Source organism: Natronocalculus amylovorans (genome assembly GCF_023638035.1).
Taxonomy (GTDB): domain Archaea; phylum Halobacteriota; class Halobacteria; order Halobacteriales; family Haloferacaceae; genus Natronocalculus; species Natronocalculus amylovorans.
On sequence record NZ_JAKRVX010000001.1, the window covers coordinates 23539 to 40072 of the forward strand.

Annotated in this window: 17 protein-coding genes; 7 read left to right on the forward strand and 10 right to left on the reverse strand. The window is 52.6% G+C overall.

All coding sequences use genetic code 11. The features are described 5' to 3' along the window. Positions 1-37 precede the first annotated feature (37 nt). Together meaB and AArcSt2_RS00165 are read right to left on the reverse strand one after the other, a co-directional pair. Positions 38-1096 carry a methylmalonyl Co-A mutase-associated GTPase MeaB gene (meaB, locus tag AArcSt2_RS00160; protein WP_174653098.1) on the reverse strand — a complete coding sequence of 353 codons (1059 nt, stop codon included), beginning with the start codon at positions 1094-1096 and terminating at the stop codon, positions 38-40. A gap of 6 nt (positions 1097-1102) precedes the next feature. Continuing rightward, positions 1103-1522 (reverse strand): cobalamin B12-binding domain-containing protein, encoded by a 420-nt coding sequence (locus AArcSt2_RS00165; protein ID WP_250582136.1) that lies wholly within the window; start codon positions 1520-1522, stop codon positions 1103-1105. 136 nt (positions 1523-1658) lie between these two features. Between AArcSt2_RS00165 and AArcSt2_RS00170 the strand changes: the two genes are divergently transcribed. Then, positions 1659-2054, forward strand: a complete 396-nt coding sequence (locus AArcSt2_RS00170) for a hypothetical protein (RefSeq protein ID WP_250582138.1) — start codon at positions 1659-1661, stop codon at positions 2052-2054. A gap of 3 nt (positions 2055-2057) precedes the next feature. On the opposite strand, the gene AArcSt2_RS00175 is transcribed toward AArcSt2_RS00170, so the two are convergent. Continuing rightward, entirely contained in the window at positions 2058-3881 is a 1824-nt protein-coding gene (locus AArcSt2_RS00175; protein WP_250582140.1) for a S9 family peptidase, read from the reverse strand. A gap of 96 nt (positions 3882-3977) precedes the next feature. Between AArcSt2_RS00175 and AArcSt2_RS00180 the strand changes: the two genes are divergently transcribed. After that, complete coding sequence (locus AArcSt2_RS00180) at positions 3978-5051, forward strand: glycosyltransferase family 4 protein (RefSeq protein WP_174653095.1); 1074 nt, start codon at positions 3978-3980, stop codon at positions 5049-5051. Positions 5052-5066: 15 nt separating this feature from the next. On the opposite strand, the gene AArcSt2_RS00185 is transcribed toward AArcSt2_RS00180, so the two are convergent. Both AArcSt2_RS00185 and AArcSt2_RS00190 read right to left on the reverse strand, forming a co-directional pair. Next, positions 5067-5711, reverse strand: coding sequence for a halocyanin domain-containing protein (locus tag AArcSt2_RS00185; RefSeq protein WP_250582142.1), 645 nt, complete (start codon positions 5709-5711; stop codon positions 5067-5069). A 70-nt stretch (positions 5712-5781) separates the two neighbouring features. Beyond that, positions 5782-6837, reverse strand: coding sequence for a M42 family metallopeptidase (locus AArcSt2_RS00190; RefSeq protein ID WP_174653093.1), 1056 nt, complete (start codon positions 6835-6837; stop codon positions 5782-5784). Positions 6838-6957: 120 nt separating this feature from the next. Between AArcSt2_RS00190 and AArcSt2_RS00195 the strand changes: the two genes are divergently transcribed. Both AArcSt2_RS00195 and AArcSt2_RS00200 read left to right on the forward strand, forming a co-directional pair. Next, entirely contained in the window at positions 6958-7215 is a 258-nt protein-coding gene (locus AArcSt2_RS00195) for an MTH865 family protein (RefSeq protein ID WP_174653092.1), read from the forward strand. A gap of 76 nt (positions 7216-7291) precedes the next feature. After that, positions 7292-7897: a J domain-containing protein gene (locus AArcSt2_RS00200; RefSeq protein WP_174653091.1), complete on the forward strand. Its 606-nt coding sequence runs from the start codon at positions 7292-7294 to the stop codon at positions 7895-7897. 21 nt (positions 7898-7918) lie between these two features. Here AArcSt2_RS00200 and AArcSt2_RS00205 read toward each other — a convergent pair whose 3' ends face one another. Next, a complete protein-coding gene (locus AArcSt2_RS00205; RefSeq protein WP_174653090.1) occupies positions 7919-8719 on the reverse strand; it encodes a DUF7839 domain-containing protein in 801 nt (266 codons plus the stop codon). 98 nt (positions 8720-8817) lie between these two features. On the opposite strand from AArcSt2_RS00205, the gene AArcSt2_RS00210 reads away from it, so the two are divergent. After that, entirely contained in the window at positions 8818-9516 is a 699-nt protein-coding gene (locus AArcSt2_RS00210) for a metallophosphoesterase (RefSeq protein ID WP_250582144.1), read from the forward strand. A 20-nt stretch (positions 9517-9536) separates the two neighbouring features. Here AArcSt2_RS00210 and AArcSt2_RS00215 read toward each other — a convergent pair whose 3' ends face one another. Next, positions 9537-10334 carry a metal-sulfur cluster assembly factor gene (locus AArcSt2_RS00215; protein WP_250582146.1) on the reverse strand — a complete coding sequence of 266 codons (798 nt, stop codon included), beginning with the start codon at positions 10332-10334 and terminating at the stop codon, positions 9537-9539. A 2-nt stretch (positions 10335-10336) separates the two neighbouring features. After that, complete coding sequence (locus tag AArcSt2_RS00220) at positions 10337-11404, reverse strand: amidohydrolase family protein (protein ID WP_174653087.1); 1068 nt, start codon at positions 11402-11404, stop codon at positions 10337-10339. A 155-nt stretch (positions 11405-11559) separates the two neighbouring features. On the opposite strand from AArcSt2_RS00220, the gene AArcSt2_RS00225 reads away from it, so the two are divergent. Then, entirely contained in the window at positions 11560-12600 is a 1041-nt protein-coding gene (locus AArcSt2_RS00225; RefSeq protein WP_250582148.1) for an NAD(P)-dependent alcohol dehydrogenase, read from the forward strand. Positions 12601-12662: 62 nt separating this feature from the next. Next, positions 12663-13739 (forward strand): thiamine pyrophosphate-dependent enzyme, encoded by a 1077-nt coding sequence (locus tag AArcSt2_RS00230; protein WP_425493641.1) that lies wholly within the window; start codon positions 12663-12665, stop codon positions 13737-13739. A gap of 9 nt (positions 13740-13748) precedes the next feature. Here the strand turns inward: AArcSt2_RS00230 and AArcSt2_RS00235 are convergent, their stop codons facing one another. Both AArcSt2_RS00235 and AArcSt2_RS00240 read right to left on the reverse strand, forming a co-directional pair. Continuing rightward, on the reverse strand, positions 13749-15023 hold the full coding sequence (locus AArcSt2_RS00235; protein ID WP_250583122.1) for an NAD(P)/FAD-dependent oxidoreductase: 1275 nt from the start codon (positions 15021-15023) through the stop codon (positions 13749-13751). 112 nt (positions 15024-15135) lie between these two features. Beyond that, entirely contained in the window at positions 15136-16506 is a 1371-nt protein-coding gene (locus tag AArcSt2_RS00240) for an RNA-guided endonuclease TnpB family protein (RefSeq protein WP_250582150.1), read from the reverse strand. Positions 16507-16534 lie beyond the last annotated feature (28 nt).

Below are 16534 nucleotides of genomic sequence, written 5' to 3' on the forward strand. Positions count from 1 at the left end.
GGGACTGCCAGTAAATTTGATAGACGACACGGGGATATCAGCTGTCGAGCCTGTTTTCTACGCACTCTGTGAGTGGCTGTAACAGCTCGTCTGCGATCGTATATGGATCGGTGCGTCGATCTGCAACCTGATCTGCCAACCGATCGATACCACCGGCAGCTTCAATCTCGGATTCTAACAGTCTAGCGGCATCCGATCGAAGGTGCTGTCTGATCTCTTCAGCATATCGGATCCGTGCGTTCGCTTGGAGACCACCAGTTGTTTTGAGGTGTGTATAGTGTTTTTCGAGTGCGCCACGGAATTCAGTAATCCCCTCATTGTGTGTTGCGACCGTTTTCAAGACTGGCGGTTCCCATCGATCTTCATCATCATCGCCGTCAGGCGAGTCAGGATGCTCTGGGATCTCAAATCCGTGATGGCCGGTGTCTAACCCAGCCATTGGATCGCCTCGCATATGGATCATCTCTTCAAGATCTGCGACGGTCTTTGTCGCACCGGACATATCAGCTTTATTAACCACAAAAATATCACCGATCTCTAAGATACCTGCTTTGAGCATCTGCACGTCGTCGCCCGACCCTGGCTGGACCAATACGACGACGGTATCTGCTGTTTTGACAATATCAATTTCGTTTTGACCAGCACCGACCGTCTCAATGATAATTCGATCCTTCCCAAATGCATCGAGTGCCTTTACGGCATCTGCCGTTGCTGTCGAGAGGCCACCAAGCTGTCCTCGTGCGCTCATCGATCGGAAAAAGACATCCATATCACCGACATTTGAAGCCATTCGGATGCGGTCACCAAGCACAGCACCACCAGTATATGGTGAAGATGGGTCGACCGCGATGATCCCAACGGTGTCTCCCTGGTCGCGGTACTGTTTTGCAAGTTTATCGACAAGCGTTGACTTTCCTGCACCTGGGCTCCCCGTGATTCCCACAACCGTGGCATTACCGGTGTGCGAATGAAGCTCCGAGACGAGATCGCGGTAGCCCGGCGATCGGTTTTCGATTTTTGTAATCGCCCGAGCGAGTGCTCGATGTTTCCCTGCCAATAAATCTTCGATGAGAGCTGAATGTGTTGCCTGACTCATACAGCGTTAGCGTCGCTCAGGTGCATTTTCTCGGATAAATGAGACGGTCTCTTCCATCGGTGTCCCTGGCCCAAAGATCTCTGCGACACCAAGTTCATAGAGCTTCTCTCGGTCGCCATCGGGAATAATACCACCAACAATAATCAGCGTATCATCAAACGCGTCATACTCTTTCAACCCATCAACGATTTTTGGCACAAGTGTATTGTGAGCACCGGAGAGAATTGAGATTCCAAGTACATCAACATCTTCTTGAACGGCTGCTTGGACGATTTCAGCAGGTGCTCTGTGGAGCCCCGAGTAGATCACCTCAAATCCGGCATCTCGGAATGCCCGTGCAATTACGTGTGCACCGCGATCGTGGCCATCCAACCCGACTTTCGCCACGAGACAGCGAATTGATCGTTGCTCTGCGTCTGCGCTCATACATTTGATTTCGAGGGCGGATCGTTTGACTCTAACGGAAAATCGGGAAGAATACAACGAGAAGGACCAACCAATCTCACAGACAACCACAGAATATGAAAAAATGATGAAATGATCTCCCCCCGAACTAGGTGATATGGTACATCTACAATCAATGCTGCTTCAAGCCGACGCTGGCATGACTGGTGCAATCACCGTCTTCGTCGTGAGCTTTGCGATCGGAACTGCAGCCATCTACGCCGGCGCACGGTTGGTCATCGACAGTGAGACTGGTGTCGTTCGTGCTGGAGTCACTGCGCTTTTGGGTGCGATTGTCTGGACTGTTGTCAGCCTGTTCGTTGGGTGGATCCCACTGATCGGACCGCTACTTATGCTTGCTGCATGGATTACCGTAATTAACGTGCTGTACCCTGGCAGTTGGAGAACTGCGATCGGTGTTGGGTTTGTTGCATGGCTTGTAGCACTCGGGTTGCTCATTGCACTGGCGAGTATTGGCATCGGATCCTACGATGCAATGGGGGTTCCGCTGTAGGGCTCAGACGTGTTCTTCGAGGAACGCAACAATCGCATCATACGCTTCGATCCGGTTCGCTAGCTTTGAGAACCCATGACCCTCGTCGTCAAAGATCAGTTTGCGAACTGGAACATTCTGGTCTCGTGCTGCTTCAACAACCTGCTCGGCCTCTCCAACCGGCACCCGTGGATCGTTTGCCCCATGCAATACAAAGAGCGGTGCGTCGATCGATTCCATATTGTTGATCGGTGAGATTGATTCGAGGAACGATCGGTCATCTTCAAGCGACCCATACTCGGCTTCTCGGAGCGACCGCCGCCACTCACCCGTATTCTCAAGGAACGTTACAAAGTTTGCAATTCCGACGATGTCTATTCCGGCAGCCCAGAATTCTGGATATTCCGTCAGTGCTGAAAGTACCATGAACCCACCATATGAGCCACCCATTGCCACAATCCGATCGGGATCGACAGCCGGGTGATCACAGAGCCATTCAACTGCGGACTTGATGTCCGCAACAGCGTCCATCCGTTTCTCAACATCATCGAGCCCAGCGTACTCTTTTCCATACCCTGCGGAGCCACGGACATTCGGCTCAAACACACCATAGCCCTGTTGGAGTAAGAACTGCTTGACCGGGCTAAATGATGGCCGACGTTGGCTTTCGGGGCCACCGTGGATATCGACAATAACTGGTATCTCACCGCTCCCTGTATCCGACTCTGGAAGCGAAAAGAAGCCTGGAATCCGTCGATCGTCAAACGTCGGATACCGAACAAGCTCTGGATCAACAAACGTCTCGGATGGAATGCCTGCAGTTGCAGCATCTGTCCATTGGGTTGACTCACCGGTCTCTACGTCAATCACATAGACGTTGGTGTTCTGCGTACTGGCCGTCACAGTGACAGCAAACTCCTCAGCATCCGGCCCGAACGAGACACCGCCAACAACACCGTTTGGGAGCTGCGGTTCTGTGGTTGTATCGATTGAATCCGGACCGGTAAATTTGCCAACAGTCAATTCGCCGTAGCCGTCAACATTTGTGGAGTAGACAACACGACTTGTGTCTGTGTCGATCGCCACACCGTTGACATTCCAGTCTGTCTCAGGAACTGCACCATCCGTCTCAACGGCTGCAAACGATTCATCTTTGAGATCGATCCGCTCGAGCCGGAGGGTATCGGTCTCTCGATCGGCACAAAGGTAGATCGACTCACCATCAGGTCCCCACTCAGGGCTCCGATACCGCACGTTCCCTTCGTGTGGTGTTACGTGCGTTAGCTCGCTGGTTTCAAGATTGAACACCGAAAGGTCCTGATCGAAGTTTGAGTAGGATTGAATGACAAGGAGCTTTTTGTCGTCCGGACTCCAGCCCCCAAGTGTCAGCCAACCATCGCCCTCAAAAACTACCTCTGCATCGCCTCCAGTCGCATCCCGGTCTTGGACGTATATATCGAATACTTGCGTGTCGCGTCTATTTGATGTGAACGCAAATCGCTCGCCATCGTGGGACCAGCCACCCCAGCGGTGTTTCGCTCCCGGACGCTGTGTGAGGTTGGTTATGCTACCGCTCTCGGTTTCGACACGATATAGCTGTGCTCGCTCATTGCCTCCGTCATCCATACCAAAGATGATTTCTGGACGCGTCGGAGAGTATCGAGCAAACGTCACTCGCTCGTCATAGAAGGTGTGTTGTTGCGGCCACTGTCCTGCACCGTCAACCGACCAGAGTTGGCCAGTACCTGTTGTATTCATTAAAAATGCAAGTCGATCGCCATCGGGAGAGAAGTTTGCCCCGTACGCGCTTCGGATATTGAGATAGCGTTCAATGTCGTAGTCGGACATATCTATCTCTCAGCGCGGGCCGGCAAACAGTTTGGGGTCGTCGATGAGCAGCGCAGAATGTGTGGGTTTTTCATGGATTAGTTCGTCCCACAGTGTATGCGTGTTACGTTCGTGTCGATGGAGACGCCACACCGACGTGACATGCCTGCAATTGTCCGGCTGAGTAGACTTGCACGGACACTGGCAGCTGACGGTCACGAAATTACGATCTGCTGCACTAAATGGTGGGAAGGAGAGCATAAAACGTTCGAACAGCACGATATCGAGTATCGTGCAGTGACGGACACCCCTTCCACGCGATCGTTCGCCGCCAAACTACCGTTCGTGCTGCGAAAGTGTAATTCGGACGTTATTCATCTACTCAACAGCCCCCCAGCACTCGTTCGTGCTGCACGTGCAGCAACAACGTTTCGCCGAACACCGATCGTCGTTGATTGGTGGTCAGACGTTGACGGCGACTCAGCACGTAGCTATGAGAAGGCTGTTCGATCGAGCGATCGAGTCGTTGTTCCCTCTCGGTTTATTGAAACGATGGTCCGCGAGCATGGCGCAGCCGAATCGACGGTACAGGTCATCCCGGAAGGAGTGAAGATGGATCTAATCCGCGAGGTTGAGCCCAAAGACGGGATTGATATGGTGTACAGCCGCCGGCTAGATGAGCATGCGAACGTTGAGACGTTCCTACTTGCGCTTGCAGAGCTCCGTAATCGAGGCTGGAATGCGGTGGTTATTGGGGATGGACCCACCCGGCAGGACGCAGAGCGGACCGCACGTGACCTCCGAATTGATGACAAAGTCCGATTTGTTGGGGACCTTCCGATCCGCGATCGGGTCTCACTGTTCAAAGGCGCACATGTGTTTGCACAGACTGCGGAGTTTGAGCCATTTGCATCGGAGCTCTTGTGGGCGCTTGCCTGTGGCTGTGTTGGCATCGTTGAGTACCAAGTTGGGTCGAGTGCGCACGAGCTCGTCGAAGGAAAATCAAAGTTGGAGGGGACACGTGGCCGCCTCGTTACCTCGCCACAGGAGTTAGCCGAAGAGGTCGTCGCCACGCGATCGCTCAGCAGAATGAAGGTAGATAACGCGTACGATGCTTACAGCTACGATACGGTTGTAGATGACTACCTTGCAGTTTATGAGTCTGCGACTCAAGCAACCGGTCTATTCTAAAAAATTGTTCTGGGGTTATGCGCTATCTTCGTAGTCGCCACCGTACTTCATGAAGAAGAACGTAAACCCAAGCGTCGAAAGCAGCGCAACTACGGTTGCGACACTAAGTGTGAGTGCTGAATCCGGAACTGGAGGTGGGCCGCCAGCACCGCCACCGCCACCGCCGGATTCGACGGTGTCCACGTCGTCACCGACTGCAATCCCACCAAACATGTTCACAGAAATGTGTGGAACACAGTCGTAGTTAGTGATCCCTTCGTGCTCTTCTGTTACTTCGAACTCGTAGGTGTATCCCTCCTCATCTACCGGATCGCCACTATCGAGGTCATCTGCTGCAGGCCCATCATCACCAACGACGTTGTGTGCACCACCTGCACCAGTCCACTCGAATGTGATTGTTGTGCCTGGGTCTACCCAAAGCCCTGTTGGGTCGAATGCAAGCCCATCATCACCTGCACCAACCTGTACGGTGACCTCTTCTTCACCGCGGGCATCTTCGAACGAACTCACGTTTGCGTCATTGAACCATCCTCCCCAATCTGGCTCTTCGGACTGTGCGGCGGCGCTTCCTGATGCGCCAGCAGCTACAGCACCGGCGGCTGCTGCTCCGGTTGCCGTGCGGAGAAATCCGCGACGGGAAACGTCTGCACTATCACTCATACATCCCGCTTAGAGGTGGGTGGTAGTGAATACTTTGGTTCCGATCGACAGCGACTGACCGCTCCTGTCGTCACAACATATAGTCGTGCGTGCCGGTTTCCGTCGCTAAGAACGCCGAAAGCAGGTCGATCGTCGCGGCAATATCGTCACAGTTGGCAGTTTCGGTCACTGTGTGAAGGTATCGGGTTGGAATCGAGATTGCGCCAACCGGCTTTGCACCATGTGTGTTTTGGAAACCGGCAGTATCGGTTCCACCAGCAGGGAGTACCTCTAACTGATAGTTGATCTGCTCGTCTTCAGCGACTGTTTTCAGGCGTTTGTGTACTTTTGGACTCGTAATCACCGAGGAGTCTTTGAGTTTAATCGCAGTGCCCTCACCAAGCTTTGTGACTGCGTCTGCCTCACTCCCGATTATTGGAACATCGTTTGCGACCGTCACGTCAAGGGCGATCGCAAGATCCGGGTCAATGTCAACCCCAAGCGCGGTTGCACCACGGAGACCAACCTCCTCTTGGACGGTTGCAGCAAAGTGGATTGTCACCGCAGGATCTTCGATCCGTTTTGCGGCTTCCAGCATCGAAAAGAGACAGACACGATCGTCAAGCGCCTTTCCAGTCACACAGTCTCCCATCTCAACAGTCGTCTGCTCGAGCGTCGCAAGATCGCCAACGGAGACCAGCTCGGAGACTGCATCGCCATCACGACCAATGTCGACATATACATTTTTCACCTCATCTTTCTTTGATTGCTGTTCTTCAGTGAGTGTGTGCGGGGGGACCGACCCAATGACACCTGTGAGGTCGCCATCATCAGTGTGGATTGTCACACGCTGTGCACGAAGGACGCGAGCGTCAAATCCACCTAATGGGTCAAGTTGAACAAACCCATCATCTGTCACGTGTCGAACCATGAACCCAATCTCGTCCATGTGTGCAGCGATCGCAACACTATACTCGGAGTCACCGTGAATGGTTCCGATAACGTTACCCATTGCGTCAGTCCGAACCTCATCAACGGCATCAGCAAATTCTCGCTGGACGATTGCTCGTACATCGTCCTCGTATCCAGGCACACCACAGGCTTCTGTTAGCTCAACAAGGAGGTCAAAATCAAAATCCATCGTCATACTATCGACCACCAGTGGAACCGGTAAAAAGACTCAGTTTGCGGAGACGTAGATGAAAACTAACACACAGTTTAGTGTGGTTCCGGAACGTTTTTGGCCCTGATCTGTTCATGTGAAAGTATGGCAGATGTAGAAGCGGAACTCCGCGAGCAGTTTACAGACGCATTTAAAGGTGCAAGCTACCCAGTCAACAACCAGATGGATCTGGTCCCTGCGCTCCCAAACGGACCTGGTACAAAATTCCAAGCAGGTGATGTCACGCTGACCGCGATGGAGATGGCAGCAAAGCTCGGTGGTCATCAAGAGTTCCCATATGAAGATGTTGAGTCGCTTGTCGACGATGTGATTGCAGGCTTGAAAGCAGAAGACGTTCTGTAAGATCGAACACAAGATTTTATTTTCGATTTCGACCAGTGTCGAGAAGTTCTTAATGTCTCATCCCCAATGGTGACTTGTGCCGTTAGAGTCTCTGTCGGCGCTTCCAGCGTGGTTGATATTCGGAGTTGTTGGTGGTCTTGGAGCCTCTGCCTTGGTTGGCGGGGTGTTTTATTTTGGAGACCGACTCTTTCCACCAGCCGAGCAAACACATTCATACAGCTATGACGGAACTGCACGTCGTCGAGATGAAATCCGTGAGTATCTCCGGCTGATCGACGAACCATTTAAAGAGAACCAGCTGATCAACGGAAATCAGGTTGCGTTCTATCTTCCACCGCGTGATGTTGCAATTACGTTTAATGTCGCTTCGTACTTCGGATTACAGTCGACAGATACCTACGTAATTCTCTGTGAGCATGAGATGCCCGGGCATCAGATCGGTCGACGACTCCCATTCGAGGTTCCAACAGTTACTGTCAGGCCACCGAGTGGGAATGAAGTCGAGGCCGCCTTTGATCAGTTGGGTATCGACCAATCTGCAACTGAAGCAGAAATCAAGAAAGCCTACAGAGGCTTGGTCAAGGAAGTTCACCCTGACCAAGGTGGGACTCAGGCAGAATTCACACAGGTACAAGAAGCGTATACAACCGCGCTCAACCACGCCGAGCCAGCGACTGCATAACAGTACAACAGCACCGATTAATCAAGCAACCTGTGCTCTATCGCCCATTCCAAGCAGGTCATATGTGATATCGTTGTCTCGCAATGCATCCGTAACTCGACCAATTGCGTCGCTCGTTGCCACAACCACAACAGTCATGCCTCGAGCAGCGGCCTCTGCGGCGACAGAGCCGGCAGCGGTGGTGACTGCTGGCTCATTGTCGATCGATCGGAGCGAGACAACTGCCTCAACACCAGCGGCAACAAGTAGATCCGCATCCTCACAGAGGACACGTAGCTTCGCTTGATCAATCTCACGGCTCCCGCCCGCCCGTGCAGCTGGCACCTGAACAACGGTCACAACACCGGGTTCCATCTCAATGACGCCTTCAAACCCAGTTACGCTCACATCTGTTCCAGCAGCGGCAGCTGTTGTCGCGGTGCCTGTCGCAGGCCCATAATCGCCGGGTGTGGCCCGTAACAGCCCGCCATCGATCGAGAGGGTTACCACATCCCCTGGCTCAATATTATCGGTTGCGATCGCAGCGTCCTCTTGAACGTCACCTAAAATATCCGCAGTTACGTGATCCGCGTACCGGCGGAGAGATTTAGCCTCCTGGAACAGCCAATCAACACCCTCTTTTGTGACTCGATATCTTGATCGCCCATCCTTGGTCACTAGCCCATCTTCAACGAGTGCACGGATGTATTCGCTAACTGCTTGGCTTGTGACGCCAACAGCCGACGCAATCTCTCCTTGACTCACCGCTGGCTGGCGATCGGCAATCTCGACAAGTACCCGAAATCGAGTTGCTGTACGTTTGTCTGAGAGGGCGTCACTCATACCATCTATTCCACCTGCGAAATATATAAAGCCCGGGAGGATGGTCGACGACGAAGTTGGCAGTACTGTTTTTCACTATTGACAGAGAATGGTACACTGTGCAAGACGTGTCGTTTCGCGAGCGAGCGATCTATCTCGATTCATTGGAGACGTTAGTCCTTTCAGACATCCATATCGGAAGAGACGAATCGTCCAGTATCGAGTTTCCGCTTGGAGAACGGACTGATCTCAAAGAGCGGCTTCAATCGCTCTGTTTGCACTTTGATCCACAGACGGTTGTGTTTGCAGGGGATATTCTCCACAGTTTTTCGGAAGCAAGCATTACCACGTCACGGATACTCTCAGACCTTGTTTCGATCGCAAGCGAAGGCGATCGGACCACAATATTGCTCGAAGGAAACCATGATGGCCTACTTGAGACTGTGTGGGATGGATCAATCCAGCGCGCGGTTCACTTTGATGATGGAACAGTCGTTACTCATGGGGATATTATCCCGGAGTTGGATCGCCCCGGATCTCGATATATCGTTGGACACGATCATCCTGCAATTAGCATCGAAGGTGTGAGGCGGCCCTGCTATTTATATGGTGAATCACAGTACCAAAAGCAGCCACTGCTGATGTTACCCGCATTTAATCGACTCTCTGCAGGTGTTGAAGTGAATCAACTACGAACAAGCGAATTTCAATCTCCATTTATCACTAATGCAGCAGCTCTTCAACCAATCGTGTATGATAAAGAGAGTCAAGAGACGCTACGATTTCCACCGTTAGCAGCGTTTCGGCGACTCCTGTGAGTCACGGTCTGTTATGTTGTTCAGTCGTCGCTTCGGCCAAGCGCCTTGCGTCGCGACTCGTTGAGTGCTTCACAGACGGTTCCTTGGCCATTCACGTTGACTTTCGCCGATCGGTTTCGACGGTGGAGCTGTTCGAATATCTCAATACTGACCGGTTCTCCTTTTGGTGTCCGAAAGAGTGGTTCATCGTCACCTGTCAGACAGCCTTCTTCGTTCGCCATCTCAAGATATTCAGTCAACGGCTCCGTGGGTGCAGAGACTGCAAAGGAGCCATCTTGAAGATAGATATGCGTTCGATCGCCACTTGAGTCTGTGATATCGCTCGGGGTGAGCGATACAATCTGTCCGGGTGTCATTCCCGCTTTGAGTAACGCATCGACAGCATCAAATTGACGGGCAAGCCGTGCTTTGTGGTCGAGCGAGGCACGGACTGCCTCTAGCCCACCATCTGCATCAGGAAAGACTGCTTCGAACGGCTGCCCAGTGTTGATACCGGTTGTAATCTCATCCTCGTGCATATGGTCTTGAAGGATGATCTCCGTTGTTTCAACGCCCGAAAGTGTGGACACTGCCTCGTGCGCGTCGCTTGCCATCATCCATGCGAACGCGGGTGAACACCATGCGGTTGGAAGCGTAAACCGAACTGTTACTGCCGATCGATCCGCGCTTGGTGTTGGTTCGATGACAACCTCGTCAATATAGCCGAGATCGACGATCGATTCGTCGAGTTCCGGATCAAGCACTGGGCGGAGCGCCTCTCGGATAACCGGCTGACTAACGCTTCGATCATCACGTTGATGTGAGTCTGCACCGGACATGATTAGTCGTCTGCAACGGCGCCGCCGACTGTGTTGCTGTACATCGATTCGAGTCCGTACTCAACAGAAACATCGTCATTTTGCAACTTCCGTTTCTGTTCTTCGATATCAATATCGTACAGCTCTGCAGCGTTCTCTCCGAGAATCTTTTTCTTTGTTTCGAGACCGAAATCAACACCGTACTCGGCTTCCTGTGCTGGGGTCAGCTCTGATTCAAGGAATGTTTCGACGAGCCAATCTGGGTTCCAGAGTGCGTAGTCGCTACCGAACAGCAACCGGTCCTCACCGAGCCAAAAGAGCAGCTCGCCCATGATTTCGCCGAACTTCTCCTGTCTGTGCACAGCAAGCGGTGCTGCGACAGCGAGTCCACCGTAAACGTTTGGCTCTTGGGCGGCGATCCAACAGAAGTCATCAAGCCGTGGAAGCCCAACGTGCTCAACAACAAAGTTCAGTTCTGGGAACGTTGACGCAGCGTCATCAATGTCTGCAACATCGAATGCATCACGGTTGAGCGGGCGGATAGTTGGCCCTTTGTGTGCGTGGATGTTCTTGACACCAAGTTCGACACATTTCTCCAAGAACTCGTAGGATTCATCAGAATCGAGCCGCCATCCTTTCGATTCTCCTTTCCACTCGGCGGTGTACACTTTGACACCTTTCATATCCCGGACGTTCGCCTGCCGCTCAAGTTCCTGCATCCCTTCTTCACCATCGCGCGGATCAAACCGTCCATTGACAATAAACCGATCTGGATAGGTGTCAGCCATCTCGCCGAGCCGATCGAACGTGTTGAATCCCTCGTGGTAGAAGTCTTTCAGATGTGTCGGCTGGAAGATTCCCATGTCGACGACACCGTTTGTAAAGAAGTCGTCTTTGAGTCGATCGGCGTCGTACGCTCTGTATTCGTCGTATGTCCACTGCCGATCTTCTGGTGTAAAACCAGTGTGATAATCATAGAAGCACTCGATAAACTGCTCGCCGCCTTTTGATTTAACGTTCTCTTCACTGGCATCCCACATATGGATGTGGCCATCGATTACGAAGATGTCTTCGCCTTCATGTGAATACATAACATTGTTTAATGAGAACCACCCACATATAACTATCACGGTAAATTATGTTATATGTCGATAATGATATTATTCCACATCGACAGTTGTTAATTGGTTATGTATTATTCGCAACAAGTGTTTAGTGCAAATACAACGCATTTTATCACTGTATCATGGAAGCAGCAAGATTACACGAATATACACACGATATGAGCGAAGCACTGCAGATTGACGAGGTTGACCAACCAACTGCCGATCGCGGCGACCATGTTGTCGTTGAGGTTGAAGGTGCTGGTTGGTGTCAAACTGATAACCACATTGTTGAAGGAATGTGGACAGATTATGTTGAGCAACAGCTCCCGATGACACTTGGGCATGAGAATGCTGGCGAGGTCGTCGAAGTTGGTGACGATGTTGAGACGGTCTCGGTCGGCGATAAAGTGATTTGTCACCCAGTGATGACCTGTGGGGTGTGTCGATCGTGCCGACTCGGAAATGACATGCACTGTGAGAATCTCGCATTCCCTGGGTTAACTACTGATGGCGGTTTCGCGGAGTATCTACTAACTTCCGAGCGAGCAGTCATTCCGCTCCCGAGCAGTGTTGACCCAACGGACATCGCGCCACATGCAGATGCAGGGATTACAGCCTACCACGCAACAAAAAAAGCCGTACAAAAACTCAATCCGGGTGACTTTGCGGTGGTTATCGGTGTAGGTGGATTAGGCCATATAGGTTTACAATGTTTAGATTCGATGAGTGCAGCTAACATCATTGCACTCGACATCAAAGAAGAAGCACGCAACCTTGCTGATTCGCTCGGTGCACAGTACACACTCGATCCATCGGATGAGTCGATCGTCGATCAACTCATGGACATTACTGATGACGGGGGCGTCCACCAGATCATCGACTTTGTGGGTCGAGATGAGACGACATCACTTGGACCACAGATTGGCGCAGGTGGTGCCGATCATCATATTGTTGGATACGGTGGACACATCCACGAACCATCACAAACGCTTGTTAACGGAGAGTTCGGCTTCCGCGGCACACTCGTCGGTAAATACACTGAACTGCAAGAACTGATGGCACTTGTCGATCGTGGCGACGTCGATCTCCACACGACCCGCTTCTCATTAGGAGAAATAAACGCCGTAGCCGAAAAGTTAGAGCATGGAGAGATCGAAGGGCGAGCGGTGATCACTCCCTGACCCGAACTGAGGAAGCGGCTGCATCGATCGGTGACCATTCATTTGCGCGTGGTGACGATGGACTGGTCCGCGTGTTGGATTTTGACGGCGTTCCACTAGCGGATGCAACGGTTCCCGATATTGACGACGAGACGTTTGTCGGCCTGTACGCGGACATGCGCGCTGCACGCCGGTTCGACGAGCGTGCGATCAGTCTGCAACGACAGGGCCGAATGGGGACATATGCCTCATTAGCTGGACAAGAGGGGAGTCAAGTTGGCTCGACGTACGCGCTGTCAGATGATGATTGGCTATTCTACCAGTACCGAGAACACGGAACGTTGTTTGCACGCGAGTTCCCACCGGAGCATCTTGCATACTGGATGGGACACGAGGCCGGAAACGGCGCAGTTGCGGATGCAAACGTGTTTCCATTAAATATCGGAATCGCCTCGCATCTCCCACATGCAGTCGGGTGGGGGATGGCAGCCCAGTACAAAGGCGACGAATCGCTGTCAGTGGCACACTTTGGTGAGGGCTCGACGAGCGAGGGTGACTTCCACGAAGCGCTCAACTTTGCCGGCGTGTTCGACACTGCAACGCTCTTTATTTGTCATAACAATGGCTGGGCGATTTCGATACCTGCTGAAGACCAAACCGCATCCGAATCGTTTGCTATGAAAGCGGAGGCATATGGCTTCCCAGGCATTCGTGTCGATGGGATGGACCCACTCGCGGCATACCAGGTGACGAAGGCTGCCGCAGATGTTGCGCATAGTCCACCGGAAGGGCGGCTTCGATCGACACTCATTGAGATGGTCGAATATCGATACGGTGCACATACGACTGCAGACGATCCAACAGTCTACAGGGACAATGCCACCGTGGAACAGTGGAAACAACGCGATCCGATCGAGAGGCTGGAGGCATTCCTTCGTGAGACCGGTCGTCTCGATGATGAAATGATCGCGTCGATCGAAAACGAGATTGATGACGAAATTGCAGACCTCATTTCGGTCGCCGAGTCATTCGAGGCCGACCCTGCTGATCTCTTTGCGGATATGTACGCAACGCAGCCAGCAGAAATTCAATCCCAAGAGGCGGCGTTTCTCGATTCGATCGAGCGTCACGGCAAAAGTGCGTTCCTTCGAGAAGAGTAACCGAAGCCGTCAGATATCTTCGAGAACCGCGTTTGCAGCGACCTGACCGCTTTTCATTGCGCCCTGTATCGAAGACCACTGCGTGAGATCACCGGCTAAGTAACAGCGTTTGCCGGGCGATCGAACATCAGGGAGTGTTTCGTACACGCCTGGTGGTTGTGTGAACTGTGAGAACGGGATGCGGTCGGTTGCGATCGTCTCCACGTTGTTGAAGTTCCGTTCCGGATACCACGACTCAAGCGCCCGGCGCGTTTTGGTTGCAAGTTCGCTGTCAGACAGCGACTGTGCATTCGGCCCAAGGAATGTTGCACAGAGCAATTCAGCCTCTTCGGTCCCGTACTCAGGGGCGACTTCTGAGAGCGGCACAACCGTATTTGGTGACCCATTCTCGGCATTCAAGAGCAGCCGTTTTCCGGTTCCAAGCGGTGTGTCTGATTCGAACCGATAGTACTGCGTCACACACCCACGTGCCTCTGTCGGTATGGCGTCAACACCAGTGAGACGGAAGGCGGCTTTCGGTGTCGTTGCAACAACAACCCGATCGGCTTTGCGCCGATCGTCTTCAGTTTCGACAACAACATGCCGTCGTTTTTGCTCAAGACCAGTCACCGAATTTTCGGTCTTGATTTTGACGCCTGCATCCGCCGCCGCTGTTTTGAGCTGTGTTGCAATTTCTCCCATACCGTTCTTTGGAATCGCCGTTTGGCCCATACTCAGCGCGTGGAAGGTATACTCGAACACGTGTTTTGAGGTCGAAAGCGATCGATCAAGCGTAATTCCACCATAGAACGGTGCAACAAAGTTCTCAATATACTTTTCGGAGAAGCCCCACTCACGCAGATAGTCTCGAATCGATTGATCAGGCCCAGTGAAAAACTCCGCCTCCGATCGGTCTCGAAGGTCTTGCCGAAGTGCAAGCGTCCGAAGTTTATCCGACATCGTCACCTCACGATTCAGTGCTGATTCAAGCAGTGCTTTCGGGTCCCGAAGTGGATCGGATAGAATCGACCGCTCACCCGATCGCGCAATCACTGCACCCGGCTTAAACGGCCGGAGGTCTAATGCGTCAAGATCAAGCTCCTGCTGAACTGCCGGATATGATGTAAAAAGCACCTGAAAGCCACGATCGAGCGTGAATCCATCTTGCTCTCTGCTCCGAACGCGACCACCAACCGTCTCTCGACGCTCATACAGCGTTACATCCAGACCCTCCTCGGCAAGGTGTCGAGCAGCGACCAACCCTGCTAGCCCACCACCAGCGACAACAACGGATGTTCCTCTCATGAGTGACATATTTGATCGGTTCATACAAAGAGCCTGCTACACCGATCGTGTTGGATCGCTCAGGTAAACGACTACGGGCACGGTGGCCCGTGGCTTTTGTTGTTCCCTCAGCCTACGTCGTAAGCACTCCACGCAAAGCGATCTCGCGGGAAGAGGATGGGCGGTTTACAGAACGCCCCGACCCAGACAGGCTCACCTTCCGAACAAACGGTTGGGTTTTGCGAGTCCGGTAATTAACCGATTCAACATCGACACCAGCGTGTTTTGCCCACGCTCGCCACGCCACGTTCACGCTCGCGTTCCGGTCAGCATGGTCTTGCTGAACCGCACACGAATCATTCGTACACCGGAACCGTCGCCCCTGACGGTATCCACGGTGCCCACAACACGAACATGACTTCGAGTTGTACGGCGAACCGACAGTCTCACACGGAATCTGATTCCACGTCGCCTTGTATCGAACCTGCTTCTCGAACTTATGGAACGGGAGTTTGTGCAGACGCCGATTCATGTACGTGCCGTACTTGATGGCGTCTCGAATCCCGGTCAAGTCCTCGAAGACGATAACAGGGTTCGAGAACTGTTGGGCGAACTCGACCACAACGCGGGACAGTCGGTGAAGAATCCACTCTGTGTAGCGTTCTTCTTTCTCCCCGAGTTGATGGTGGATGGAGTGTTGGCCGTGTTCTTGACAGCGTTTGGTGATGGTGTGGTAGCGTTGGCGTTCGGCTTTCACAGAGCCGTAGTCAAGCACGAGTGTTCCGAGTGTGTCCATCGTCTCACGGTTAAGAGCGGTGAGAGTGATGTTGCGCTCGTTAATATCGACGCCGACAAGAGTATCAGCGTCTTCGGGTTCAGACACTTCAACCTCTGTTTTAACCGTGACGTGTAGGTAGTACACGCCATCTCGGTATCTCGAAGTGCCGTGGCACTTCGATGACTCGTCGAAAATCTTCGATTTTCGAGACAGAAGTTCGGCCTGTCCCAACGACCACTCATCATCCGCTAAGGCTGACTCGATGAGGTTGAGGTCTTCCGGTCGCCCTCGAAGGTGTCCTTTCACTTTCTTGTACGGCTTCGGACTCACACGGAACCGAATGCGGTCAGTCTCGTCGTTGTAGGTGAGTCGGTAGCCTTCGGTGTGCGCCATGACGAGCGGGTAGGCTCCTTTCTTGTCCGTGGCTGGTGGAGATGGTTTTCCGACGTTGGTGTCGTCTTGGTCGTGCCACCAATTGAGAAGTTCTTTGTAGGAACCCCACGCTTGTAGGGCTTTTCCGACGACCGCGCACTTGTTGTTCCGCAGGAAGTCGTTGCGGTCAACCTCGCGTTGAATATCGGTCTTGTTGTAGCCGTCTTGTTTGAGTCGGAGTGTGTCGTTGGCGATATCTCGTGCGGTGAAGCGGGCATCTTTGAGCCACGACCGCTCACCAGACTCTATGCAAAGCCGGGTGCGTGTGGTCTTCGTGACTTCTTCGATACCCATACCTTGACCATCGAACCAAATGATAATA

Excerpts from the sequence above, each read along its gene's own strand:
- meaB (WP_174653098.1), bottom strand. The coding sequence starts at position 1,096 with ATGAGTCAGGCAACACATTCAGCTCTCATCGAAGATTTATTGGCAGGG.
- AArcSt2_RS00165 (WP_250582136.1), bottom strand. The coding sequence starts at position 1,522 with ATGAGCGCAGACGCAGAGCAACGATCAATTCGCTGTCTCGTGGCGAAA.
- AArcSt2_RS00170 (WP_250582138.1), top strand. The coding sequence starts at position 1,659 with ATGGTACATCTACAATCAATGCTGCTTCAAGCCGACGCTGGCATGACT.
- AArcSt2_RS00175 (WP_250582140.1), bottom strand. The coding sequence starts at position 3,881 with ATGTCCGACTACGACATTGAACGCTATCTCAATATCCGAAGCGCGTAC.
- AArcSt2_RS00180 (WP_174653095.1), top strand. The coding sequence starts at position 3,978 with ATGCGTGTTACGTTCGTGTCGATGGAGACGCCACACCGACGTGACATG.
- AArcSt2_RS00185 (WP_250582142.1), bottom strand. The coding sequence starts at position 5,711 with ATGAGTGATAGTGCAGACGTTTCCCGTCGCGGATTTCTCCGCACGGCA.
- AArcSt2_RS00190 (WP_174653093.1), bottom strand. The coding sequence starts at position 6,837 with ATGACGATGGATTTTGATTTTGACCTCCTTGTTGAGCTAACAGAAGCC.
- AArcSt2_RS00195 (WP_174653092.1), top strand. The coding sequence starts at position 6,958 with ATGGCAGATGTAGAAGCGGAACTCCGCGAGCAGTTTACAGACGCATTT.
- AArcSt2_RS00205 (WP_174653090.1), bottom strand. The coding sequence starts at position 8,719 with ATGAGTGACGCCCTCTCAGACAAACGTACAGCAACTCGATTTCGGGTA.
- AArcSt2_RS00215 (WP_250582146.1), bottom strand. The coding sequence starts at position 10,334 with ATGTCCGGTGCAGACTCACATCAACGTGATGATCGAAGCGTTAGTCAG.
- AArcSt2_RS00220 (WP_174653087.1), bottom strand. The coding sequence starts at position 11,404 with ATGTATTCACATGAAGGCGAAGACATCTTCGTAATCGATGGCCACATC.
- AArcSt2_RS00225 (WP_250582148.1), top strand. The coding sequence starts at position 11,560 with ATGGAAGCAGCAAGATTACACGAATATACACACGATATGAGCGAAGCA.
- AArcSt2_RS00235 (WP_250583122.1), bottom strand. The coding sequence starts at position 15,023 with ATGAGAGGAACATCCGTTGTTGTCGCTGGTGGTGGGCTAGCAGGGTTG.
- AArcSt2_RS00240 (WP_250582150.1), bottom strand. The coding sequence starts at position 16,506 with ATGGGTATCGAAGAAGTCACGAAGACCACACGCACCCGGCTTTGCATA.